Here is a 22,210-nt window from a genome sequence, read left to right as displayed (position 1 = left end):
CATTCATCATCGCACCGGCGACCCGGTCATCATTATTTATGAATATATTAATACTAGGGTCGGGTGGGCGCGAACATGCCTTTGCCTGGAAATTAGCGCAAAGCCCATTGTGTGATACCGTATTTGTTGCGCCGGGTAATGCCGGAACCGCACAGGTGGCCACCAATTTGCCCATTAGCTACAACGACTTTCCGGCTGTTGCTGACGCTGTTCGAACCCAAAAGATTGATCTGGTTATCGTTGGCCCTGAAGAGCCACTAGTTAAAGGAATCGTTGATTATTTGCATAAGCAAACCGGTTTAGCGGACCTGCGGATTGTTGGGCCCGATGTTAAAGGGGCGCAGTTGGAGGGGAGTAAGGACTTTTCCAAGCAGTTCATGCTTCGGTATGGTATTCCAACGGCGGCTTCGCAAACGTTTACGGCGGATACACTAGAGGAGGGGCTTCGTTATCTGGAAAGCCACGCCCTGCCTATTGTTCTGAAAGCCGATGGGCTGGCAGCTGGAAAAGGCGTCATTATTGCCGAAACGCTGGCCGAGGCTCAAACAACTCTTCGGGACATGCTAGATGGGCAAAAGTTTGGTGAGGCAGGCAGTAAAGTCGTCGTGGAGCAATTTTTACGGGGCATTGAACTGTCGGTCTTTGTTCTGGCCGATGGAACGGGCTATAAGATTTTGCCCGAAGCCAAAGATTACAAGCGAATTGGCGATGGTGACACCGGACCAAATACGGGTGGAATGGGTGCTGTCTCGCCCGTTGTATTTGCCAACAAGTCGTTTTTGCAGAAAGTCGAAGATAAAGTTGTCAAGCCTACGCTGGCTGGGTTACAGCAGGAAGGTATCGTTTATAAAGGATTCATTTTCATAGGGTTGATGAAAGTCAATAGCGAACCTTATGTGATTGAGTACAACGCGCGCATGGGCGATCCTGAAACGGAAGTGGTCTTGCCGCGAATCCAAAGCGATTTTGCTGAGTTAATGATGGCAACTGCGGAAGGAACTCTGGATAATGTTGTTATTCAGGTATCTTCGCAAACAGCCGTAACAACGATGCTGGTGTCCGGTGGTTACCCCGCTGACTATGAAACGGGTAAACTGATTTCGGACCTGGAGCGTTTAGACGATGTGATAGCGTTCCATGCCGGAACGCTGAAAAAAGACGGTCATGTATTGACCAATGGTGGACGGGTACTGGCTATTACGGCACAGGCTAATTCGCTGGAAAACGCTGTTCGAAAGTCGCAGGAAGCGGCCCGAATAGTACAATTTAACGGAAAACAGTACCGAAAAGATATTGGGCTCGACCTGATTCGGTACTCCGACTAACGAAGTTGCACCGTTATAGAGTTGTAAAGTTGTCGAGTTATCCAGTTGGGTAAAACTCTGCAGCGTTATGACGTTACGACTTCATAACTATATATATATGTCCTGCAAATCTTGTGCAACCGGTGGGTGTGGAACCCAGCGAGGGGCATCCGACGGTGAGAAAACAGCCACTACCGGATGTGGTAGCGGAGGGTGTAGCAGTGGAGGCTGCAACAAATTGAATTCTTTTGACTGGCTGAGTGACATCGCCATGCCAGGTCTGCGATATGACGTAGTTGAGGTGAAATTTAAAGGTGGACGCAAAGAATATTATCGAAATGTTCACCAGTTGGATCTCACTACGGGCGACTACGTAGTGGTTGAGATGCAATCGGGTTTTCACATTGGTTCCGTATCGCTGCAAGGTGAGCTGGTTCGACTGCAGGTGAAAAAACGGGCGGTCAAGATCAATGACGATACAAAAGTTATTCATCGAATAGCAACGCCAAAAGATCTGGAGCGCCACGAACAGGCTGTTCTGCGTGATCTCCCTGCTTTATACCGCTCCCGAGAAATTTCACGTGAGCTAAAGCTCAACATGAAACTGTCCGATGTCGAATTTCAGTCGGACAACACCAAAGCAACTTTTTATTATTCATCAGAAGAACGGGTTGATTTTCGCGAGTTGATCAAAATGCTGGCGAGTGAATTCAAAGCCCGGATCGAAATGCGGCAGATCAGCCTTCGGCAGGAAGCTGGTCGGCTGGGAGGTATTGGTTCCTGCGGCCGCGAGCTTTGTTGTTCGACCTGGCTGACCGATTTTAAAAACATTGCTACGTCGGCGGCCCGGTATCAGAATCTATCGTTAAATCCGGCAAAACTGTCGGGTCAATGTGGGCGACTAAAATGTTGCCTGAACTACGAGTTAGATACGTATATGGATGCGCTGCGGGATATTCCAACGATTGAAAAACCGCTGGAGACGCAGAAAGGACGGGCTTATTTACAAAAGACCGACATCTTCCGTAAACTCATGTGGTTTGGCTATGGAGCCGAGAGCACCTGGTATCCGTTGGCCATCAGCCGTGTCCTGGAAATTGTTGAATTGAACAAAAACGGCGTCATTCCTGAATCGTTCGATGTGTTGACACCCATTGGTACAAAAGAGCCTGTCACAGCTGCGGCTCTGAACAGCGACCTGCAAAAGCTGGATGCCAAATACACCGCTCGAACAGGTAATAACAAAAAGAAGAAAAAGAAATCGCGGGGTCCGGAGGGGAGTTCTCCTCGTCCCACACCGAATAGTAAAGCGTAACAAAAACCCCCAACCTAACTAGGTTGGGGGTTTTTGTTAATAGAGCTTTAAAAATCGCCCGTGTAAAATGGGCTGAAAACGTAATAGCTGCTATCCCGTTTGGCGCGTTTGGGGGCCGTCTCAATGGATAACTGAAAGCGGGGCAGCGGATTATCGGTACGGAACCATTCGATATAAGGACGCTCTTTTGTATAAAGCCGGGCTACTTCCCGAACATGGATTGTCTTAACATCGGCAAGAGTGGCCGGTAAATGGTTGATTTCAACGTCTACCGCATTGGCATACTCGTCGTATACGCTTAGGTGCTCGTTTTTAGTCCGTTCGACAAGCGCATTTTTGTTGTGGAAAAAAGTCGCTTCCAATAACTGATTCATGTTGAAGGAGAATGTCTCACCCAGCGGATACTTTGAGATGCCAGCCGCCTGTAACAGGGTAAAAAACTCTTTCCGCTGGCCATCAAATGGAACCGGTCTGGGACTTGTTTCAATGAATATCTGATAAGGTTTTGCCTGTCTGTCGATGTTGACCCTATTTTCCCATTGGTGCATCACAAATAATTCGCTGACAAACGACGGAGATAGCTTTGCCAATTCACCAACCGAAACCTCTTTCCCATCGATGTACAGCGCCGACTCATATTTGTAGTCATCGGGCAACAGGAACTGATCTCCTTTGAGCTGTACTATAACGGGGTTGCTTTCAACCACTTGCGTGCCGAACGTAGTCTGATATAAAGCCATATGGCGATACCAGGTTCCCTTTTCTTCCAGGCCAACCACTAGTTCTCGTGACGGATTAATGGCAGGAAGGCCGTTGGGCGAGAACGCTTTACCGAACTGAGGCCGATTCTGATTTCGCTCGTGTTGACAGGCCAGGATCGTGGTGCCTATCAATAAAAGCCAGATTGCATATCGCCACCAGGCCCGTAGCTCCGAAGGTTGGCTGTTGATCATATGCACCCGTTGCCGTAGAGAAGGACCATTAAAGTGGTTGATAATGCCCGCCTGCCCAGCCGATAAACTAACCTTGAGAAGATTGTATTGATAGGTTTTCGCGTCGATGCCTTCAGCCAATACAGCGCGATCGGCACTGAATTCGAGGGTTTGGTGGAGCAAATAGCGGAACAGATAAACGGCAGGATTAAACCAGAAAATAATACAGACTATCTCCACGAGCAGCATATCGATGCTATGTTGCTCACGCACATGGGCGCGTTCATGCCGAAGAATCTGATCCAACTCGTTAGCTGTGTGCTGATCGGGGTTCAGTACGACCCAGTTGAAAAACGAAAAAGGCGATGTGACAGCTTCGTTACGGACTAGAATAAAGTCGTTATAAGGATCATGGGCCGATTGGCGAATGAGTTTTCTGAGTGATAATAGCCGGATGCCAAAGTGGATTAATAAAAAGAAAACGCCGGTGATGTAAAGGGCGAGCAGACCGAGTTGCCATGACCAGATAAGGCGTTTCTGCTGCGACTGAAAGGCGCGGAATGTCTGTTGGTTCGGGAAGGTAATCGTTACGTCGGTTTGCGGGTAGATTGGGTCGGTTACTAATCTGGGGACAATAACCTGAGCCGTTTGCTGCATCGCTGTGCGTATAGGTTGGGGCCGCCAGTCAGGTAAGTCGAGTAGGGGTAGGAGCAGGCTTCCGACTACGCCCAGCCAAAGTGCCAGCCGATTGGCATAGAAAAACGTTTCGCGCCGAAGCAGCAAATAAAAGGCAATGCTTACCACGGCCAGCAGGCCATTGACCAGCACAACGTAGCGCAAAGTTTCCATAGTGGATAGCCTATTCTGGACAGACGTCCGGTTCAAATTTCTATAAAACCGGACGTTTGTCCGGGACGAAGCTGCCTACTTTTTCTCGATCATAGCCAGAATTTCCCGTAGCTCATCCGCCGAGATCTTCTCGTTTTTAGCGAAATAGCTAACTAAGTTCTTGTATGAGTTGTCGAAGTACTCATCAACTACTTTGGTCAGCACAAATCGGTTCTGGTAGGCTTCTTTACTAATAATTGGATAGTATTCGTGGGTGTTGCCATACGCTTTATGGCCTACATAGCCTTTCTCTTCGAGATTGCGGACAATTGTCGAAACGGTATTGTAATGCAACGGAGGGTTGGTAAACTGAGGGACCATGTCTTTTACATAGCCCTGCTCCATTTTCCAGAGCACCTGCATTACTTCTTCTTCTTTGGCGGTTAACTTTTCCATAGAACAAATCTAGAACTATTGTTTTCGTTTTCAAACTACTTAACTAGTTTTTTGTTGCTTGAAAAGCCAGCGCCACCGTCGTAGCTTTGTATACTATTTAGTGATGCATATGAAACGATTGGGGTTACTCCTGTGTCTGGCCTTGTTAATGGGTAGTTGCGACACAAATGCGGTCTATAAAGAATACACGGACATTGAGGATGGAAAATGGTACATAAAAAATGCACCATCCTTCACGTTCGAGATTACCGACGCAACACAGCCCTACAATATCTATTACAACCTCCGAAACAGCCTTTCGTACGGGTATTATAATCTTTACCTGACCCGCTACCTGCGCGATGCCAACGGGAAAGAAATTGAATCGCGACTGGATGAACTGATTTTGATGGACCCTAAAACCGGGAAGCCCAATGGCGATGGTCTTGGCGATCTCTTCGACCACAAGTTTTTAATGAAGCGTAATTATCATTTTCCGAAGCCGGGCAAATACACTATGCAGCTCAAGCAATATATGCGGCAGGATCCCTTGCTGAATATTATGAGTGTGGGCATTACCGTTGAAAAGGCTACGCCTGCCCATTAACCTGACTTTGTGCTTCTGATGGTAGTCGATTTATTCCGGAAAAACCGATTCTATTTTCTTCCCTACGCTTTTGTATTGGTCGTATTCGGGGTGCTACAGGTCGTTTATTCACAGGCGCAGTTGATGCAGTGGGTTAACAGCCGTAATAGTTCACTAGCCGACTTAATTTTTCCATACATCACCTATGTAGGCGATGGTGCCTTTTTCATCGCCGTTTGTCTGCTACTTATTGCGCTGATCAACTGGCGGGTTGGGCTGATGGCGTTTGCTAGTTTTGCGCTATCGTCGCTAGTATCGGAGTTTTTAAAGAAAGTTGTCTTCAACGGTTCGCCACGACCGCTTAAATATTTTGAACACTCGACCTTTCAGTATCATCTTATTGAGGGGTTGGACATTCATAGTTACAATAGCTTTCCATCGGGCCATACGACGACTGCTTTTGCCATGTTCGGTCTGTTGGCTTTCTTGGATCAGAAGAAAAGTCGGGGCTGGATATGGCTGTTATTGGGGCTTCTGGCAGGCTATTCGCGGGTATATTTGTTTCAACATTTTGTGGAAGATGTTTACGCTGGTTCGCTGGTTGGCATTCTGTCCTCGATCGTTATTTACGCGCTTATGAGTCGCTGGGCTACAGAACCGAACCCGTCGACAGGGAAATAGCTTCTCTTTTTTTGATTACATTTGTTCTGGGCACTGCCGAACCATTGCCTATGCAGCACCGTTACCTCAGTACTACATAAATCAACGAGCTTCGAAAACTCTCTCATGAGCGACGCCATCAAACATGAGTGCGGTATTGCCCTAATTAGGCTACGCAAACCGTACCAATATTACATTGATAAGTACGGAACAGCGCTCTACGGAGCCAACAAACTCTACCTGCTCATGGAAAAGCAGGTCAATCGAGGCCAGGACGGAGCCGGCATTGCCAACATCAAACTCGATGTACCCGCCGGCCATCGCTATATCAGCCGCTACCGATCCGTCGATCAGCGCCCCGTAACGGATATCTTCGAAAAAGTTAATAAGAAATTCCGGAAGGCGCTCAAAGGCAACAAAGACAAGGCGAAGGATGCGAAATGGCTCCAGGAAAACATTGCTTTTACGGGCGAAGTATGGATGGGCCACCTCCGGTACGGTACACACGGAGCCAACGAAATCGAAAATTGTCATCCTATGCTCCGCCAAAGCAACTGGCGTAGCCGAAACCTGGTGGTGGCGGGTAACTTCAACATGACAAATGTTGATGAACTATTCGATAAACTCGTTTCTCTGGGACAGCATCCGAAGGATAAGGTTGACACCGTAACGGTGATGGAGAAAATTGGCCACTTCCTGGACGAAGAAAATCAACGTGTATTCGAGCGATTTAAGGGTATCTACGAAAACCCCGATCTGTCGGATATTATTGAGGATAACCTCGATATGCAGCGCGTTTTACACCGGTCGTGCCGCGATTTTGATGGTGGCTACGCGATGGTTGGCATGACGGGCTATGGGGCCTCTTTTGTGGCCCGCGACCCGGCGGGTATTCGTCCAGCCTATTATTATGCCGATGATGAAGTAGTGGTGGTAGCCTCGGAAAAGCCAGCGATCAAAACGGCTTTCAATGTCGATTACAGCGCCATTCAGGAAGTAAAACCTGGACATGCCCTTATCATCGATAAGTATGGTGAGTACATGGAGCAGGAGTTCGTGAAGCCAATTGAAAAGAGATCGTGCAGCTTTGAACGGATTTACTTCTCGCGGGCTACCGATCCTGATATTTATAACGAACGCAAAACGCTGGGAAAACTGCTGATTCCGCAGATTCTCAAAGAAATAGATTACGACCTCGAAAACACAGTTTTCTCTTATATTCCGAATACCGCCGAAACGGCTTTTTTCGGAATGGTCGAAGGGCTGGAGGATCACCTGGCCAAGCAGCGCAAGAAAGCCATTATGGATGGTATCCTTTTCGAAGAAGAACTGGATCGCGTACTTTCCTTCCGGCCACGGATCGAAAAACTGGTTGCCAAAGATGTAAAATTACGGACATTCATTGCCGACGATTCCCAGCGCGATGACATGGTGTCGCATGTGTATGATACGACATTTGAAGTCATCAAAAAAGGGAAAGATAACGTAGTCGTGGTCGACGATTCTATTGTGCGTGGAACGACTCTGGAAAAGAGTATTCTTCGCATGCTGGATCGTTTAGGACCCAAGAAAATCATTATCGTTTCGTCGGCCCCACAAATTCGTTTCCCCGACTGTTACGGTATTGATATGTCGAAGTTCAAGGAGTTCATTGGATTCCGCGCAGCCCTTGAACTACTCCGCGACCGGGGTCAGGAAGAACTACTGGACGAAGTGTACGGGCAGTGCGTAGCCGCTATAGAAACGGGGAATGCATCGAGCCAGAACTATGTGAAAGCGCTGTTCGAGCCGTTCACCCACGAAGAGTTATCGAAGAAAGTAGCGCAGATTGTTACTCCCTCCGATCTTAAGGCCGAAGTCGCTGTCGTGTATCAGACGGTTGAAAACCTGCATAAAGCCTGTCCCAACCACTCGGGCGACTGGTATTTTACGGGTAACTATCCAACACCTGGCGGCAACGTTGTTGTCAATAAAGCCTTTGTAAACTTTATGGAAGGCAAATTGGTGAGAGCGTATTAAGTCGGGAAAAACTAAATAAAGCAAGGCCTCTGACCGTACGGTCAGAGGCCTTGCTTTATTTAGGGTCGTTGCTGGTTCTGCCAAGCTGAGGTATTAACATTATTCATGATCAACTGCGGCAGGAAATGTTGAATCAATTACTAGTTGCCTGAGGTGAAATGGCAACAGTAGTAAAAGCGCTACTAAAATAAAGTACGCTGATACAGGCTTCCTGAGTAATCGGGTAAGTAAGCATAAGACTTTCAACGTAAATTTGATACTCTATTTAATCATTAACTGACCTATGCGAATTCCTGAAGAAACTGTTGAACGAATCCGGCAGTCAACCGACATTCTGGAGGTCATAAATGATTTTGTTTCCTTAAAGAAACGGGGTAGCAACTACATTGCCTGTTGCCCGTTTCATAATGAGAAAACGCCGTCATTCAACGTGAATCCTACCCGCCAAATCTATAAATGTTTTGGTTGTGGGAAAGCCGGTGATGCTGTCCGTTTTGTCATGGACATCGAAAATATCGGCTACGGAGAAGCACTGCGCTATCTGGCTAAAAAATACGGGGTCGAGATTGAGGAGCAGGAGCAAACCCCGGAAGATTTGCTTCGCCAAAATGAACGCGAAAGCTTACTCATTGTGCTCAACTTCGCAAAGACCTTTTTTCAGGAAACCATGAAAGCGACCGATGAAGGCAAGAGCATTGGCCTGAGCTATTTCCGGGAAAGAGGCTTCACAAACCCCACCATCGACGCCTTTGAACTGGGGTATACTTTAGATCAATGGGATGCCTTGCTCAAAGAAGGCCAGCGCCGGGGGTATAGTCGTGATCTGCTCGAAAAAGCCGGGCTGGTTTTAACAAAAGAGGGTAATGCTGGGGGCGACAAAAAAGTATTTGATCGATTCCGGGGACGGGTAATGTTTCCTATTCACAATGTATCGGGACGGGTAATTGCTTTTGGTGCCAGGATTCTAAAGGTCGATAAAAATCAGCCCGGCGGGGCGCCCCCAAAATACCTGAATTCGCCCGAAACAACCGTCTACCATAAAAGCCAGGTTTTATATGGCATTTTTCAGGCGAAACAATCCATCCGGCAAGAGGATGTCTGTTACCTGACGGAAGGATATACGGACGTAATCTCACTGCATCAGGCCGGTATTAAAAACGTGGTGGCTTCATCAGGCACCTCGCTTACGACGGAGCAAATCCGCTTAATCTCCCGATTTACGCCAAACGTCACCATTTTATACGATGGCGATGCCGCTGGTATCAAGGCGGCTCTTCGTGGGTTGGATATGGTTCTTGAAGAAGGGCTTAATCTTAAACTATTGCTGTTGCCCAATGGTGAAGACCCCGACAGTTATGTGCATAAGGTGGGAGCAAATGCATTCAAGGCATATATCCGGGAGCACTCGCAAGACTTTATCGACTTCAAAGCCAGCCAATGGCTGACAGAAGCGGGGGATAATCCGCTTAAGCGGGCAGAAGGTATTTCGGACGTCTGTGCCAGTATCACGCGAATACCCGATCCACTTAAACGTCAAACGCTCTCTCAACGGGTAGCACAGGTTTTCCACGTCAGTGAACAATCGGTTATATCCGAAATAAACCGGCTACTGCGCAAGCAGCAGGATCAAACGAAAAAAGACTCCGAACGGCAGCAACGGGTCGGAGATGGTAGCAAAAAAACAGCTTCCGGGCCAGCCCCCAACTCATCGGAGCCATCATTCGATGATATAAATTCCTTACTTGATGGGTTTGGTGCTGAACCATTTGAGCCGCCGAATACTGCCCCACCGGGGAAGTTTTATGTAGATGAGCGTACAAAGCCTGTAAGAACCCCCATATCGTATCAGGAAGAGGAATGTGTCAGGTTGTTAATCAATTACGGCGCACGCGAACTGGAGCCCGGTATAACGCTCTGCCAGTATGTGCTGAGTGAGTTGCATGAGATCGACTTTCAGACACCCCCTTACGACGTAATTCTGACCTTGTTCCGGGAGGCCTATAGCCGGGGCGATATTCTAACCGCCAATGATTTTCTAAATCGCCGTTCCGATGCGCCGGAGCGATCTACTGATGCTGCCCTTCAAAGTCAGGCTATTCACCTGACCACACCACGCTATGAGATCAGTGGTGGATGGCTGAAACACGAGATTCTCGTGCCTTCCGAGGAAGAGATTGGCATTCTGGCAGATGCCGCTTATCGAAACATTCTGCGTATAAAAAAAATGCTGGCTGAGCAACGCATGTCGGCACTGCAGCAACTTCTTCGGGAAGCACGAAACAAGCCGCCTGAAGAGGCTGACCAGCTACTCGCTGAGTTTATGCATTTCAAACGAATCGACATCGAAATTTCGAGCCTGCTCGGTACCGTCATCTCCGGATAAACGACGGGAACGGCACAAAAAAAGCCCCGGCAAATGTCGGGGCTAACCTTTATAGGAGGGGAGGGTGAACACTAAGCTTGAGCGACATGCGTGACGCTAATTAATTCGACATCAATCTGGCGATTCAACTCATCCAGTAAACTGGCATGAGAAGAGAGTTGACCAGGTTTAGAGAGTTGAGCCGGTTGTCCCGTCTTCTGGCTTGACATGTCAAGCAGAAGCGTCATCAGAACATCGCCCATATGTTGGCGCAGTTCTATGAGTCGGTTCAGGCGAGACCGGTTAGCGGTAGGCTTCCGACGGGCCACTGTTTGTAACGTATTGATCAGGCGATCCAATTTAGCGAAGCGATAATGAAAAGCTTCCGTTGCCTGCGCCCATGCTAAAATGACTTTTTGGATCTCCTCTTCTGAGGCTTCGTAGCCGAACGATATTGCTGATTCTTCCTGATTCATCATCCGATGGTCAAATATGTGTTGTGCAATTGGATGATCAAAAATAGGCTCCCATTTAGGCTGAAAGCAAACCCCTTTGCGTGAAATCACCATTTTTCCGGACGAAATCACCCAAATAGTTTTAACGAAATAGGTGATTTCATCCAGAAAATGGTTGATTTCATTCATCTGCCCTTGCCGAATGTGCATTACCTGTGTTACCTTGTCGCACCTATAGATGTGTAAAGACCATGAATCAATTAAACAGTCGTGAAGAACTCACAAAAAAGTTCGCGATTCGACGCCGGGACTTTTCGATCCTCGTTGCTCAATCCGAATTATTTAATTGTGAGGTGTTGAGCCAACTCTTGAAAGAGCAAGGCTATAATGTAGTAGGCCGGGCGGTCGAGATGGAAGACACATTGCAGCAAATCAGAGTGAAGCGCCCGCAGTGCGTCATTCTGGAAGCCGAGATTTCAGGACAGCAAAGTTTTGAAATTGTTGAGCAAATGCAACGGTCGAACCAGCAAACGAAGTTCATTCTATATACCCGTAACTCCGATTTGCGGATGGTTGCCAGTGCTATGCAGATTGGATTCTTTGGATTCCTGTATGCTACCGACGGCCTGGATGAGCTGTATCGATGCTTCCAGACGGTTAGCAATGGGGGCTGTTACTACAGCAATGGGTTTATGAATTTGCTGAAAGGCTATGGCGTAGATGTTATATCTGATTCTACTCGGGACGAACTTAGCCGCTTAACCCAGCGTGAACGTGAAGTTTTGCGAATGATTGCGAACGGCCACACCGCCACCGACATTGCTGACCAGCTGAATATTAGCTATCGAACGGCGGTGAATCACAAAGCCCACATAGCCAAAAAGCTTCAATTAACTAGTTGCCGTCAATTACCGAAATACGGTATTGCGGTTAAAAATTACTTGTAAACAGCGGCTCAAGTCGCCAACATAAATGAGTCAGTAGTCGCGAAAGGTCCCTGTCCATTCTGAAGCCATTCCCTGAATTCCTGCATGCGTGCGCGGGGAACGATAATGTCATGGCCTTCCGGAGTGTTTACACGGACAATATATTTTCCATTTTCCCAGTAGGCATAATTTAAGACGGCCTGCCGGTTAACAATATAGTCTCGTTTTATACGAAAGAACTGAGAGGGGTCTAACTCCGCTTCCAGTTCGTTCAACGTTTTGCTGATCATGTATCGGCCTTTAGCTAACTCGGCGTAGTAAAATCGCTCTTCGATGGTAAAGTAATAAACATCGTTCACGGGGAAATCAAGTTCGCCGAGCAGGTTCTTCCCCTTCAGGTAAGAAAGAAATGGCGATGGGACAATGGGTTTTGGCAGAAATGTCGCGGATAACGCCAGAGCTTCCTGAGCAGCTTTGGCAGCTTCTGCCTCAGCCAGTTCCTGTGCCTCCCGGCGTTGCTGCAAAAAGTCCTGAAGAAGGGAAATATTAAGGGCTGTATACCCAATCAGAATGACTGGGAACAGATACTTAAAATAATGAGACCAGTCGAAAGTATTTATTATGTATACCTCCCAGTAATCACCAACAGAATAATTGGAGAAAGAAACCAGTAAGTAACGAATCGTTTGGGTTATGGGGTCAAAAACCCAGAACGAAATTAACAGCACAGGCAGGAACTGTAGTTCGTAGCGTCCTATGGAGCGCCAGTCATTATCAACTGCCTTTAGGTCAAGCCATCTATGGAAAATATTAAGAAGTGTGATGGTGATAAACAGAGTAACTAACTCTGGAATAATTAAAGAACGAACCAATACGCCGACATAATGAACAAAACCACCAGCGTTTTGCACTTTAGTCGCTTTGATGTCGTACCCTATAGACCATGACAGAGCTTCGATTAACAGCACGATGCTCATCAGGATCAGTACGCTATTTATCGGTTTTCTCAGGAAGCCCCGTGTCAGTCGAATTTCCTTCATGCTGTCCCCTTATTCAATTCTCATACTAATATACTAGTAATATTTAACTAATTCCAAGTACGTATAGTGACTTTTTGTTCATTGATGACCCTTGTCTCAGCCAGTAGCTTTGTATCAACAAAAAGGCGCTGTTCAGGCGCTGATCAAGCAAAGCAACTTCTAATAATCATTCAAACAATAGGTCATCATGAAAAAGCAATTTAGCATCAAACCAGCCCAAGTTGTCAAAGCAATCTCGAAATCAGTTGCCAAATCAGAATCAGCTAATCTGTTGAAATTCCTTGCAGATACTCCTCCTTGCTGCAGCGAATGGGATTTGTCGCGAATGGTAGCCACCCGCTAAGTTACATAGACCTTACTAAGCGCAAAGCAATTTTTAACAATCATTCGAATATACAGATTATCATGAAAAAGCAATTCAGCATCAAACCAGCCCAAGTTGTTAAAGCAATCTCGAAATCAGTTGCCAAATCAGAATCAGCTAATCTATTGAAATTCCTCGCAGATACTCCTCCTTGCTGCAGCGAGTGGGATCTGTCGAGAATGGTAGCCACCCGCTAATTTATACATGCCATGCTAACCGCAAAGCAACTTTATAAGCAAGAGCTGGAGAACTGCCGTAAACACTTTGAACAGGTAGACCTTGAGAAAGAACAAGGGTACCTGATGAAGTTCACAACATTCTCAGCTACCGTTGGGAATCTCCTGCCCGAAGTTCCCCGCGATAATCATGCAACAATGTTCAGTCAATTATTGTTGCAGCAGGTTTTTACCACCTTCGATCAGCAATGTTTAAGCGCTGGCGACCTGGTAAAACTGCGCGGAGCCCATAAAATGCTGAAAAAAGAAGCTGGTCCCCGCATTTATTGTACTTACCACCTCGGTTCTTACCGTCTACTTACCAGTGTGCTCTTTCGCCAGGGTGTAGATTGTGTACTCCTAGTGGGTAGTAATATGAATCGGACTCAGGGCGATGGCATGGCCGAACATATTGAAGGATTACGCAAAAAACATGGATTGACGAATGTTTTTCGCGTTGTTGAAACGGGGAGTCCCTCGGCCGGACTGACGGTTCTGCGGGAACTCAAAGCGGGACGTTCCCTGATCGTTTACGTCGACGGTAGCCCGGAAACGGCGCCCATCGCAGGTGAGGAGTCGCAGTTTTTGTCCGTACGATTCGGTAATCGGCGAGTGAAAACGCGCAAAGGAGTTGGTTACCTATCTCATGCCACGGGCGTTCCCATCGTACCGGTCGTGAGTTACCGCCAGCCCGATATGACCAATGTTTTGCACTGTCTGAAGTCAATTCGGCCAATTGTGCAAAGTGATCGTGAGATCTATTGTCAGGAAGCCATGCAACAACTTTATGATGCTTTCTGGCCGTTTCTGAACCAATATCCCGAACAATGGGAGGGGTGGAACTACATACACTCATTTTTAGAGCCTGAAGTGCCTAAAGAAGGCATTTCGCGAAGAGGAGGGTTTCGGCCGGCCTTTAATGAAGAACGATATTCCCTGTGTGATCTTCAGCAGGCACCTATCCTCTTCGATCGACAGCTCTACCAAACGTATGAGATAACTGAAGACTTACGCGATCTACTGCTCAATTTAAATGGAGTAGAATCAGTAGAAGAAGTTGTTGGAGAGGAGATTTTCGGAGAACTACTGGAAATGGAAGTGCTTCACTAATCAACGTTCTGGTTTGACATAAATGAGGGGCGAATCAAGTACTTGATTCGCCCCTCATTTATACAGGAAACGTAGTAAAATTTTACTACGTACTAGGCATTGGTGCCTACTTCGATTTCTTCTCCCGACTTGTTGAAAAATTTGAAATTCACAATACCAAGCGACGTGTCCTTCACCAGTTTCACCCACACTTTATACTTCATATACCATTGAACCTGTTTCGAGTAGAGTCCTTTCGTATAGTAAGCGTAAAGGAAGGGATTCATCGAGATGGAGATGCCACGCTCATTTTGCTTGGTAAGTATATAATCGAGATTGTTTTCAATCACATCGGTTACCAGAACACTGGCCTGAATAGTACCCGTGCCGCCACAAGTTGGGCAAACTTCTCTAGTAACAATGTTCATCTCAGGCCTGACCCGCTGGCGCGTAATCTGCATGAGGCCAAATTTTGTCAGAGGCAGGATCGTGAACTTGGATCGCTCGGGTTTCATTTCATCGCGCATGATATCCTGCAGCAGTTTTTTATTCTCTGCTTTCTTCATGTCGATGAAATCGATGACAATAATGCCACCCATGTCGCGCAACCGAAGCTGACGCGCGATCTCTTTAGCTGCTTCGCGGTTTACGCTCACGGCTGTGGCTTCCTGATCTTCTTCTGAGTTTGACTTATTACCGCTGTTGACGTCAATAACGTGCAGCGCTTCGGTATGCTCAATAATCAGATAACCACCGCCTGGTAAACTAACTGATCGCCCAAATAACGATTTTAACTGTTTTTCCAGCCCGAGTGCTTCGAAAACCTTCGTTTTACCCGTGTGAAGTTTAACGATCTTCTCCTTGTCTGGCGCAATTGTGTGAATGTAATCTCTAATTTCGTCAAATGACTCGCGCGTGTCTACAGTGATACTCTCAAACGATTCGTTAAGCATATCCCGTAAAATGGACGAAGCACGATTCATTTCGCCCAGTATTCTATCGCGGGGCTTTGCATCGGCAAGGGCTTTAATGGCCTGGTCCCACTTGGCAAGTGAGTTTTGCAGGTCTCGGTCGAGTTCTTCTACGTCTTTATCCTGGGCAACAGTCCGGACAATAACGCCAAAGTTTTTGGGTTTAAGCGACGACATCAGTCGCATCAACCGCGACCGCTCGGCACGGTCAGTAATTTTTTTAGATAGGTTTACCCCATCTGAAAAGGGTACCAGAACCAAATAACGTCCGGCAATAGAAATGTCGCAGGAAAGGCGTGGACCTTTGGTTGAGATAGGCTCTTTAACTATCTGAACCAGAATGGGCGCGTTTTTCGTCAGTACCTTATCTATTTTCCCAATTTTCTCGATAACAGGCTCCAACTGGTTGGGGTTGAGCCGTCCGGTAGTGACGCGCTTGGCAATTACATCTTTGACCAGCTTGTTGAGCGAATTGATATTCGGTCCCAAGTCCTGGTAGTGCAAAAAACCGTCTTTCTCGTGCCCAACGTCAACAAATGCTGCGTTAAGGCCCGACGATAGTTTTTTAACTGTTCCTAAGTATAGATCGCCAACGGTGAAGCTGCTGTCTAACTCTTCTTCGTGATACTCCAGCAATCTCTTGTTTTGCAAGAGCGCAATCCGATCACCTTTCTGAGTCGAACTGATAACTAATTCATTACTCACAAGATGAATGTACGGTTAGAATGGCTATATAAAAAGAAAGAAGCCACGTTCGGGCTTTGCAGACCGGCCGAGGCTTCCACAAAATAAGTTTGTAGTTCACGGTTTGTAACTTACGTGCTATTGAACGAGTCAATAATAGTAAATAACAAACCATGAACTACAAACTATTTTTTCTTATGCCGATTTTTTCTTAGCCGTTTTTTCCGCTTGTGAGTGGCAATCTTGTGCCGTTTCCGTTTCTTACCGCAAGGCATAGTTAAACAGTGTTTAATGGTTGAAAATACATGTCGGCCGCCCACCCGGACGGCTTAAAAAAGTTGTATAGTGTTAAAGTTATGCGGTTATAAGGTTGATGAACAATCAGAAACCTTCATGCTCGCACGCCTTTTCGACTCTATAACTCAATGGGATAGCCGCTCTTCGTACTCCTGTACAGCAGCTAGAATCTGCGGGTCTTTCTCCTGCTTTTTTACCTGAGCGAGTACTTGTTTTGCTTCCGCCTTCTGACCGGCTTCGGCTAAACTAACGCCCAAATAAAACTGCGCTTTCCGGCTTGTTGGGTTATTAACCAAAATTTGCCGGAATCGCTCAATCGCCCGTTCGTACTGATTCGACCGCATGGATAGCAAGCCTAAGTTGAACAGGGCTAATTCGTTTGTTGGTTCCTGTTTCAATACCTCGCGTAGCAGCATGATTCCCTGCATGGGCGTGTCGGTATTCACATAAGTCATTGCCATGTTGGCCTTTGCCGACAGCAGGTTCGGGTTTTTAACCAGCGCCTGTTGGTAAAACTGTCGGGTTTTTTGACCCAGCATAGCTGTTTTCTTGTCGTCTACAGCAAATGTATACGCTTCGAAATACTCGTCTCCAGCCCGCACCAGTGTGCGCTCATTGGGTTGTGCTAGTGCGACCAGTTCCGCATAATGGGCCGCGCTATCGTAGCGCGTCGCTTCCCGAAACACGTTGATCAGTTTTAGTCCAACCGCTTCCTTTTGAGCCGGGCTGGCAGAGGCAAACGCTGTTTCCAGTGTCTCAATCTGCTTCCGTTGCGCTGGCGATACTGGTTTTTCGTGGATTGCCGACGCGTCGGCCCCATTTTTGGTAGTTTGTACGTTGAGGGAATCCGTCCCTGATTGAACAGTGGTGGGCGCTTGCATTGCATGACCTCCGGACGTTACTGTAGCCAGCTGTTTATCCTCATTGCGTACCACTACCTTCGGGCGGGTATATAACCCAACCGTCAGGGCCGCAGCCAATAGGATAACAAACAACACAGATTTATTCATAGGAGATTTGTATAGCAAGGCAAACGCCCGCATCTGTTCGATTCAGATTACTTGTCTTACTCCGCCGTTACTTTGGCTTTGTCGCTGGTTTTCACCTGCTCAACAAATACTTTGGCGGGTTTAAAGCTAGGAATGAAGTGCTCATCAATTACCATAGCGGTATTCTTCGAGATATTCCGGGCTACTTTCTTGGCTCTTTTCTTGTTGATGAAACTGCCGAACCCTCTCACATAAATGTTCTCTCCCTCGGCCAGCGAGTCCTTAACTACTGAAAAGAAAGTTTCCAGCGTGTTTGTCACTTCTGCCTTGTCAATTCCGGTCTTATCGGAGATCTCGGCAATTACATCTGCTTTCGTCACGACTTCTTAAACTTTAACGTTTACTGTATTGTTGAAAATTGGGGTCTCAAAAATGGGAGCACAAAGGTAGGGGTTTCCCATAAATTATAAAACTCTGTCCTCTCGTTTTTCTAAGTAACGACTTAATTTTTCGTTTTATTTTGAATTGGCAATCAGACTCTAACGGTATACAAACCACCTTTGCGCCCATACTGGAACAGTGGTATGCACTGCATAAACGAGACCTTCCCTGGCGTCACACCGTTGATCCCTATCGTATCTGGTTGTCGGAAATAATTCTCCAGCAAACCCGCGTAGCACAGGGAAAACCGTATTACGAGCGCTTTGTAGAAGCCTATCCAACCGTGGTCGACATGGCACGTGCTGACGAGCGGGAATTACTCCGCCTTTGGCAGGGACTTGGCTATTACTCCCGCGCTCGAAATCTGCACCAGACTGCCCGTTATGTAACCGATAAATTAGCTGGTAAGTTTCCGGGTACGTATCATGAGCTCTTGAAAATGAAGGGGATAGGCACGTATACTGCCGCTGCCATAGCCTCCTTCGCTTTTGGTGAACGGGTACCTGTTGTCGACGGTAACGTGTACCGGGTATTAGCACGGGTATTTGGAGTGGTTGAAGACATTACCACTACGACAGCTAAGAAAACATTCGCTGCCCTAGCCATGCAGTTGATTCAATCGGCCAATGATCCAGCTACGTATAACCAGGCGATTATGGAGTTTGGGGCCATTCATTGTACACCCATTGCGCCCGACTGCCTTTTGTGCCCGATTCAGCAGCAGTGCGCAGCATTCCTGACCGGCCGTCAGCACCTGTTGCCTGTCAAGTCAAAAAAGGCACCTGTGCGTGAGCGATTTTTTAATTACTTAATATTCAGACATAATGGTCGGCTGGCTCTCCGGGAACGGACTACCCGCGACATTTGGCAAAATCTGTATGATTTCTACCTGCAGGAAACCGACGAGCCGAAAACTGCGTTGCGTGACGTACTGTTAGCTGATTCGATTAGCCAGATCGTTCAGGAAGGAATTCTGGTTGCTCCACCAGTTGAATCGGTACAATTATTGTCTCATCAGCGAATACGGGCTAAATTTTACTTAATCGATGTCCCGGATTCGTCGGTTAACAGCTTGCCGATCGATTTGCAGTGGTATTCGTCAATGGAGATAAGTAAACTACCCAAGCCTGTTTTGATTACAAATTATTTGAGCCAGCAGTTTGGATAAGTCGGTATAATTCAGTATCTTTAAGTATCTAAACACCACCTATTTTTAAGAAGTAACCAACAACACAAAGAGTATGGCAAGTCTAAATAAGATGACAATTATCGGTAACTTGGGAGCTGATCCTGAAGTACGTTATCTGGACGGCGGGGCGGTTGTCGCGACGTTTAATGTGGCAACTACCGAAAAATATACCAATCGGAACGGCGAAAAAGTTGAGCAAACAGAGTGGTTTCGCGTTGAATTGTGGAACGAACAGGCCAAAGTAGCTGAGAAGTATCTGAAAAAAGGGAATTCTGTGTACGTTGAAGGCCGTTTACGGACGGAGTTATGGACGGATAAAGAAGGTAAAGAACGGACTTCGTTGCGCGTGCGGGCCAACACTATGCAACTACTGGGTGCTCCAAATGATGGTCGTCAGGATGAACCTTCCTATGAAGCGCCCCGGCAACAGGCGGCTCCGGCACAACCAGCCAGCGCCCCCCGTCAGCAACCGGCTCCACAGCCCGCTCAGGCTCCCCGTCAGCAGGCAGCACCACGTCGGGAGCCAGAACCAGTACCTTTCGAGAGCAACAGTAGTGATGACGATTTACCGTTCTAACCTACACAGCGCGCTCACTTGTTGAACGAGATTTGATATACATGGACCTTAGTGATCCTCTTCCTCGACAGGTGCTCCTGGCCACAGACGGCTGGGGCACCTATTTTGATTTATATGGCCCCTATACGGCGCTCATTCTCTTACTGCTTACGCTGGCTGGTTTAGTCTCAGCTTCAGAAGCCGCTTTCTTCTCATTGTCGCCCGATGACCGGGCTTCTTGCCGGGATAGTAATCTGGCTGATGACCAGCGCATTGCTACTCTTCTCGAACGCCCAAAGAGACTCTTGGCATCGCTGGTGATCTTTAACAACCTATTGAATATAGCTATCGTTGTTATCGTCACCTATCTCACCTGGGAATTCTCACAGACATCGCAGGGACTAGGCTGGGTCCTACCCGTTGTAACCCTGGCAACAACCATTGCTATTGTACTTTTTGGTGAAATAGTACCTAAGGTGTATGCCAGCCAAAACAACCTGACCGTGGCTCGTAAAACGGCCTCCCTGGCAAAAATTGGTTTGGCCGTATTCCGCCCGCTGGCTATGGTGCTGGTCAATTTAAGTAATCAGGTTGATCGCCGTATCGAGCGAAAAGGCTATAAGTTATCTGTTGAAGAGCTTAGTCAAGCTGTTGAACTGACCGGAACCAACGCTACAGTTGAAGAGAAAGAGATCCTTAAAGGGATTGTTAATTTCAGCAATCTGACGGCCCGACAGGTTATGCGGGCCAGAATGGACATCTCTGCGGTAGAGGATGATCTGGCATTTAGTGAGCTGATGGAGCAGATTAATGCATCAGGCTATTCCAGAGTACCCGTTTTTCATGAATCCCTTGATCAGATTGAAGGCATTTTGTACATCAAAGACCTGCTGACGCATATTCATCAGGACGACTCATTTAATTGGCAGTCGTTGCTGCGGCCTGCTTTCTTCATCCCGGAAAATAAGAAAGTAGATGACCTGTTGCAGGATTTTCAGAAACGCCGTGTGCATATGGCCATCGTGGTCGACGAATATGGTGGGACACGGGGTCTGGTTACACTGGAGGATATTATCGAGGAAATATTTGGCGAGATCAATGACGAGTTTGACGATGAAACGCCCCTTGGTTACCGGCGTGAAGATGAACAAACCGTTGTGTTTGAAGGCAAAATGCCCCTTACTGATGTATGCCGAATCCTGAATGTCGATGCCACCACATTCGAAGCTGTTCAGGGTGATAGTGAGTCACTTGGTGGGTTGTTGCTTGAACTATTTAATAGACTTCCGAAGCCTGGTGAGGAGATCACGTGTGCAGGGTTTCTATTCCATGTTCTATCTGCCGATGACAAACGCATCAATGAAGTTCGGGTGAAAAAGAGTAGCGAGAACACAGAGGATAACTAAACCGGTACCGTTGCCTTATATACAATAATTGCCGTTTAGTAATTTATGGATGTGAATTTAGTAGATTTGGGTAAGTTTAACCAAATCTATCTATACGAACCCATGACTACTATTTTTGCCAAATTGAAGTCTGTCGCTAAACAGACATTGCGTCCGGAAAAAAAAGCGGAGCCTGTTACCGAATTTGCGTACGATACCTTGCCCTGGATCGACAAAAGCGATGCAGACATTGATGCTTTTGTTAAGCAGTTTCCGGCAGCCAAAACCCTTCCTTATGATTTGGCCGAAAAACTAACTTTCTGGCGAGAAAACGGATATGTTATTTTGGGGAAGGCTATTCCAACAGAATGGCTGGATCAGCTTTGGAGCGAGATCGAAGAACTGATCGAGAATCATGAAAAGTACCAGACACAGGTACGTATCGACTTGCCAGAGTACCAATCGAATCCGGTTCAACCCGTGAAAGATGTCCCTAAATCTGTATTAAACGGGCCATTTATAAAATTCAATGATTTTCACGATAACTCGGTGATTGGCAAAAAGATAATGCTTCACAAGAATATCGTTACATTTCTGGAAGCGGTGTTTGGTGATAAGGTGATTGCCATGCAAAGCCTGCTGTTCAAATACGGTAGTCAGCAACCAACGCATCAGGATTTTGCCTATGTCGTATCGGAGGTTTCAAGTCATCTGGCCGCTGCCTGGATAGCACTTGAAGATGTGCACATTGACTCTGGTCCCTTATCGTACTATCCGGGCTCGCACAAAATCAATAAGTTTAATTTTGGTAATGGTATTTTTTTCAATAGCAAGTCGACGCTGAATCCAAACGATTTCGCCAAATACCTCGATGCTGCCTGCGAAAGTGCCGGGCTTAAAAAGAAAACGCTGCTTATCAAGAAGGGTGAGGTTCTGATTTGGCATGCCGCTCTGGCGCATGGCGGAGAAGAAATCCGTAATCCAGCGCAAACCAGGAAGTCATACGTATGTCATTACTCGTCTGACAAAGCCTACAAGCACCATCGGCAAAGCCCGACTACGGAGCCCGTACGGCGTACTATGAATGGGGCCGACGTATTCGTTAACCCGACAATGCCCGATCAGGAAGATATATTTGATCAGGGTAAGACGATGTAAGCGGTGGCGT

The 22,210-nt window shown here is 47.0% G+C and carries 20 protein-coding genes; 13 read left to right on the top strand and 7 right to left on the bottom strand.

Going from position 1 to position 22,210, the window contains the following annotated elements:
• Positions 1-38 precede the first annotated feature (38 nt).
• Together purD and ACYU8Y_RS27045 are read left to right on the top strand one after the other, a co-directional pair.
• Positions 39-1,325, top strand: a complete 1,287-nt coding sequence (gene purD, locus ACYU8Y_RS27050) for a phosphoribosylamine--glycine ligase (RefSeq protein ID WP_460941341.1) — start codon at positions 39-41, stop codon at positions 1,323-1,325.
• Between the two features lie 97 nt (positions 1,326-1,422).
• A complete protein-coding gene (locus ACYU8Y_RS27045) occupies positions 1,423-2,619 on the top strand; it encodes a PSP1 domain-containing protein (RefSeq protein ID WP_460941340.1) in 1,197 nt (398 codons plus the stop codon).
• 47 nt (positions 2,620-2,666) lie between these two features.
• Here the strand turns inward: ACYU8Y_RS27045 and ACYU8Y_RS27040 are convergent, their stop codons facing one another.
• Together ACYU8Y_RS27040 and ACYU8Y_RS27035 are read right to left on the bottom strand one after the other, a co-directional pair.
• Positions 2,667-4,400, bottom strand: coding sequence for a M56 family metallopeptidase (locus tag ACYU8Y_RS27040; protein ID WP_460941338.1), 1,734 nt, complete (start codon positions 4,398-4,400; stop codon positions 2,667-2,669).
• A 75-nt stretch (positions 4,401-4,475) separates the two neighbouring features.
• Positions 4,476-4,835 (bottom strand): BlaI/MecI/CopY family transcriptional regulator, encoded by a 360-nt coding sequence (locus ACYU8Y_RS27035; RefSeq protein ID WP_460941337.1) that lies wholly within the window; start codon positions 4,833-4,835, stop codon positions 4,476-4,478.
• Positions 4,836-4,944: 109 nt separating this feature from the next.
• Between ACYU8Y_RS27035 and ACYU8Y_RS27030 the strand changes: the two genes are divergently transcribed.
• The 4 genes from ACYU8Y_RS27030 (at position 4,945) to dnaG (ending at position 10,462) form a co-directional block, all read left to right on the top strand.
• The gene (locus ACYU8Y_RS27030; protein ID WP_460941336.1) at positions 4,945-5,421 is read left to right on the top strand and encodes a gliding motility lipoprotein GldH; all 477 of its coding nucleotides are present in this window, start codon (positions 4,945-4,947) and stop codon (positions 5,419-5,421) included.
• A gap of 18 nt (positions 5,422-5,439) precedes the next feature.
• Entirely contained in the window at positions 5,440-6,081 is a 642-nt protein-coding gene (locus ACYU8Y_RS27025; protein ID WP_460941407.1) for a phosphatase PAP2 family protein, read from the top strand.
• A 105-nt stretch (positions 6,082-6,186) separates the two neighbouring features.
• Positions 6,187-8,079, top strand: a complete 1,893-nt coding sequence (locus ACYU8Y_RS27020; protein ID WP_460941335.1) for an amidophosphoribosyltransferase — start codon at positions 6,187-6,189, stop codon at positions 8,077-8,079.
• 283 nt (positions 8,080-8,362) lie between these two features.
• Positions 8,363-10,462, top strand: a complete 2,100-nt coding sequence (gene dnaG / locus ACYU8Y_RS27015) for a DNA primase (protein ID WP_460941334.1) — start codon at positions 8,363-8,365, stop codon at positions 10,460-10,462.
• A 71-nt stretch (positions 10,463-10,533) separates the two neighbouring features.
• Here dnaG and ACYU8Y_RS27010 read toward each other — a convergent pair whose 3' ends face one another.
• The gene (locus ACYU8Y_RS27010) at positions 10,534-11,106 is read right to left on the bottom strand and encodes a hypothetical protein (protein WP_460941333.1); all 573 of its coding nucleotides are present in this window, start codon (positions 11,104-11,106) and stop codon (positions 10,534-10,536) included.
• Between the two features lie 41 nt (positions 11,107-11,147).
• Here ACYU8Y_RS27010 and ACYU8Y_RS27005 point away from each other — a divergent pair, with 41 nt between their 5' ends.
• Entirely contained in the window at positions 11,148-11,843 is a 696-nt protein-coding gene (locus tag ACYU8Y_RS27005) for a LuxR C-terminal-related transcriptional regulator (RefSeq protein WP_460941332.1), read from the top strand.
• 8 nt (positions 11,844-11,851) lie between these two features.
• Here the strand turns inward: ACYU8Y_RS27005 and ACYU8Y_RS27000 are convergent, their stop codons facing one another.
• Positions 11,852-12,799 carry a LytTR family DNA-binding domain-containing protein gene (locus ACYU8Y_RS27000; protein ID WP_460941331.1) on the bottom strand — a complete coding sequence of 316 codons (948 nt, stop codon included), beginning with the start codon at positions 12,797-12,799 and terminating at the stop codon, positions 11,852-11,854.
• 250 nt (positions 12,800-13,049) lie between these two features.
• Here ACYU8Y_RS27000 and ACYU8Y_RS26995 point away from each other — a divergent pair, with 250 nt between their 5' ends.
• Together ACYU8Y_RS26995 and ACYU8Y_RS26990 are read left to right on the top strand one after the other, a co-directional pair.
• Entirely contained in the window at positions 13,050-13,205 is a 156-nt protein-coding gene (locus ACYU8Y_RS26995; RefSeq protein WP_460941330.1) for a hypothetical protein, read from the top strand.
• A 230-nt stretch (positions 13,206-13,435) separates the two neighbouring features.
• A complete protein-coding gene (locus tag ACYU8Y_RS26990) occupies positions 13,436-14,551 on the top strand; it encodes a lysophospholipid acyltransferase family protein (RefSeq protein ID WP_460941329.1) in 1,116 nt (371 codons plus the stop codon).
• A gap of 92 nt (positions 14,552-14,643) precedes the next feature.
• On the opposite strand, the gene ACYU8Y_RS26985 is transcribed toward ACYU8Y_RS26990, so the two are convergent.
• The 3 genes from ACYU8Y_RS26985 to ACYU8Y_RS26975 form a co-directional block, all read right to left on the bottom strand.
• Positions 14,644-16,206, bottom strand: a complete 1,563-nt coding sequence (locus tag ACYU8Y_RS26985; RefSeq protein ID WP_460941328.1) for an Rne/Rng family ribonuclease — start codon at positions 16,204-16,206, stop codon at positions 14,644-14,646.
• 401 nt (positions 16,207-16,607) lie between these two features.
• Positions 16,608-17,492: a tetratricopeptide repeat protein gene (locus tag ACYU8Y_RS26980; RefSeq protein ID WP_460941327.1), complete on the bottom strand. Its 885-nt coding sequence runs from the start codon at positions 17,490-17,492 to the stop codon at positions 16,608-16,610.
• Between the two features lie 56 nt (positions 17,493-17,548).
• A complete protein-coding gene (locus ACYU8Y_RS26975; RefSeq protein ID WP_046577075.1) occupies positions 17,549-17,851 on the bottom strand; it encodes an HU family DNA-binding protein in 303 nt (100 codons plus the stop codon).
• 140 nt (positions 17,852-17,991) lie between these two features.
• Between ACYU8Y_RS26975 and mutY the strand changes: the two genes are divergently transcribed.
• The 4 genes from mutY (at position 17,992) to ACYU8Y_RS26955 (ending at position 22,200) form a co-directional block, all read left to right on the top strand.
• On the top strand, positions 17,992-19,080 hold the full coding sequence (mutY, locus tag ACYU8Y_RS26970) for an A/G-specific adenine glycosylase (RefSeq protein WP_460941326.1): 1,089 nt from the start codon (positions 17,992-17,994) through the stop codon (positions 19,078-19,080).
• A 73-nt stretch (positions 19,081-19,153) separates the two neighbouring features.
• Complete coding sequence (locus ACYU8Y_RS26965) at positions 19,154-19,678, top strand: single-stranded DNA-binding protein (protein WP_460941325.1); 525 nt, start codon at positions 19,154-19,156, stop codon at positions 19,676-19,678.
• 41 nt (positions 19,679-19,719) lie between these two features.
• On the top strand, positions 19,720-21,063 hold the full coding sequence (gldE, locus tag ACYU8Y_RS26960; protein WP_460941324.1) for a gliding motility-associated protein GldE: 1,344 nt from the start codon (positions 19,720-19,722) through the stop codon (positions 21,061-21,063).
• A 102-nt stretch (positions 21,064-21,165) separates the two neighbouring features.
• A complete protein-coding gene (locus ACYU8Y_RS26955; RefSeq protein ID WP_460941323.1) occupies positions 21,166-22,200 on the top strand; it encodes a phytanoyl-CoA dioxygenase family protein in 1,035 nt (344 codons plus the stop codon).
• Positions 22,201-22,210 lie beyond the last annotated feature (10 nt).

The sequence above is a fragment of the Spirosoma humi genome, from assembly GCF_054776575.1.
Note: the sequence above shows the minus strand (reverse complement) of the source record. Positions and strands in the feature narration are given on the sequence as shown.

Excerpts from the sequence above, each read along its gene's own strand:
- ACYU8Y_RS27030 (WP_460941336.1), top strand. The coding sequence starts at position 4,945 with ATGAAACGATTGGGGTTACTCCTGTGTCTGGCCTTGTTAATGGGTAGT.
- ACYU8Y_RS26995 (WP_460941330.1), top strand. The coding sequence starts at position 13,050 with ATGAAAAAGCAATTTAGCATCAAACCAGCCCAAGTTGTCAAAGCAATC.
- ACYU8Y_RS26955 (WP_460941323.1), top strand. The coding sequence starts at position 21,166 with ATGACTACTATTTTTGCCAAATTGAAGTCTGTCGCTAAACAGACATTG.
- ACYU8Y_RS27010 (WP_460941333.1), bottom strand. The coding sequence starts at position 11,106 with ATGCACATTCGGCAAGGGCAGATGAATGAAATCAACCATTTTCTGGAT.
- purD (WP_460941341.1), top strand. The coding sequence starts at position 39 with ATGAATATATTAATACTAGGGTCGGGTGGGCGCGAACATGCCTTTGCC.
- dnaG (WP_460941334.1), top strand. The coding sequence starts at position 8,363 with ATGCGAATTCCTGAAGAAACTGTTGAACGAATCCGGCAGTCAACCGAC.
- gldE (WP_460941324.1), top strand. The coding sequence starts at position 19,720 with ATGGACCTTAGTGATCCTCTTCCTCGACAGGTGCTCCTGGCCACAGAC.
- ACYU8Y_RS27045 (WP_460941340.1), top strand. The coding sequence starts at position 1,423 with ATGTCCTGCAAATCTTGTGCAACCGGTGGGTGTGGAACCCAGCGAGGG.
- ACYU8Y_RS26990 (WP_460941329.1), top strand. The coding sequence starts at position 13,436 with ATGCTAACCGCAAAGCAACTTTATAAGCAAGAGCTGGAGAACTGCCGT.
- ACYU8Y_RS26965 (WP_460941325.1), top strand. The coding sequence starts at position 19,154 with ATGGCAAGTCTAAATAAGATGACAATTATCGGTAACTTGGGAGCTGAT.
- ACYU8Y_RS27000 (WP_460941331.1), bottom strand. The coding sequence starts at position 12,799 with ATGAGCATCGTGCTGTTAATCGAAGCTCTGTCATGGTCTATAGGGTAC.
- ACYU8Y_RS27020 (WP_460941335.1), top strand. The coding sequence starts at position 6,187 with ATGAGCGACGCCATCAAACATGAGTGCGGTATTGCCCTAATTAGGCTA.
- ACYU8Y_RS27005 (WP_460941332.1), top strand. The coding sequence starts at position 11,148 with ATGAATCAATTAAACAGTCGTGAAGAACTCACAAAAAAGTTCGCGATT.
- ACYU8Y_RS27040 (WP_460941338.1), bottom strand. The coding sequence starts at position 4,400 with ATGGAAACTTTGCGCTACGTTGTGCTGGTCAATGGCCTGCTGGCCGTG.
- ACYU8Y_RS27035 (WP_460941337.1), bottom strand. The coding sequence starts at position 4,835 with ATGGAAAAGTTAACCGCCAAAGAAGAAGAAGTAATGCAGGTGCTCTGG.
- ACYU8Y_RS27025 (WP_460941407.1), top strand. The coding sequence starts at position 5,440 with ATGGTAGTCGATTTATTCCGGAAAAACCGATTCTATTTTCTTCCCTAC.
- ACYU8Y_RS26980 (WP_460941327.1), bottom strand. The coding sequence starts at position 17,492 with ATGAATAAATCTGTGTTGTTTGTTATCCTATTGGCTGCGGCCCTGACG.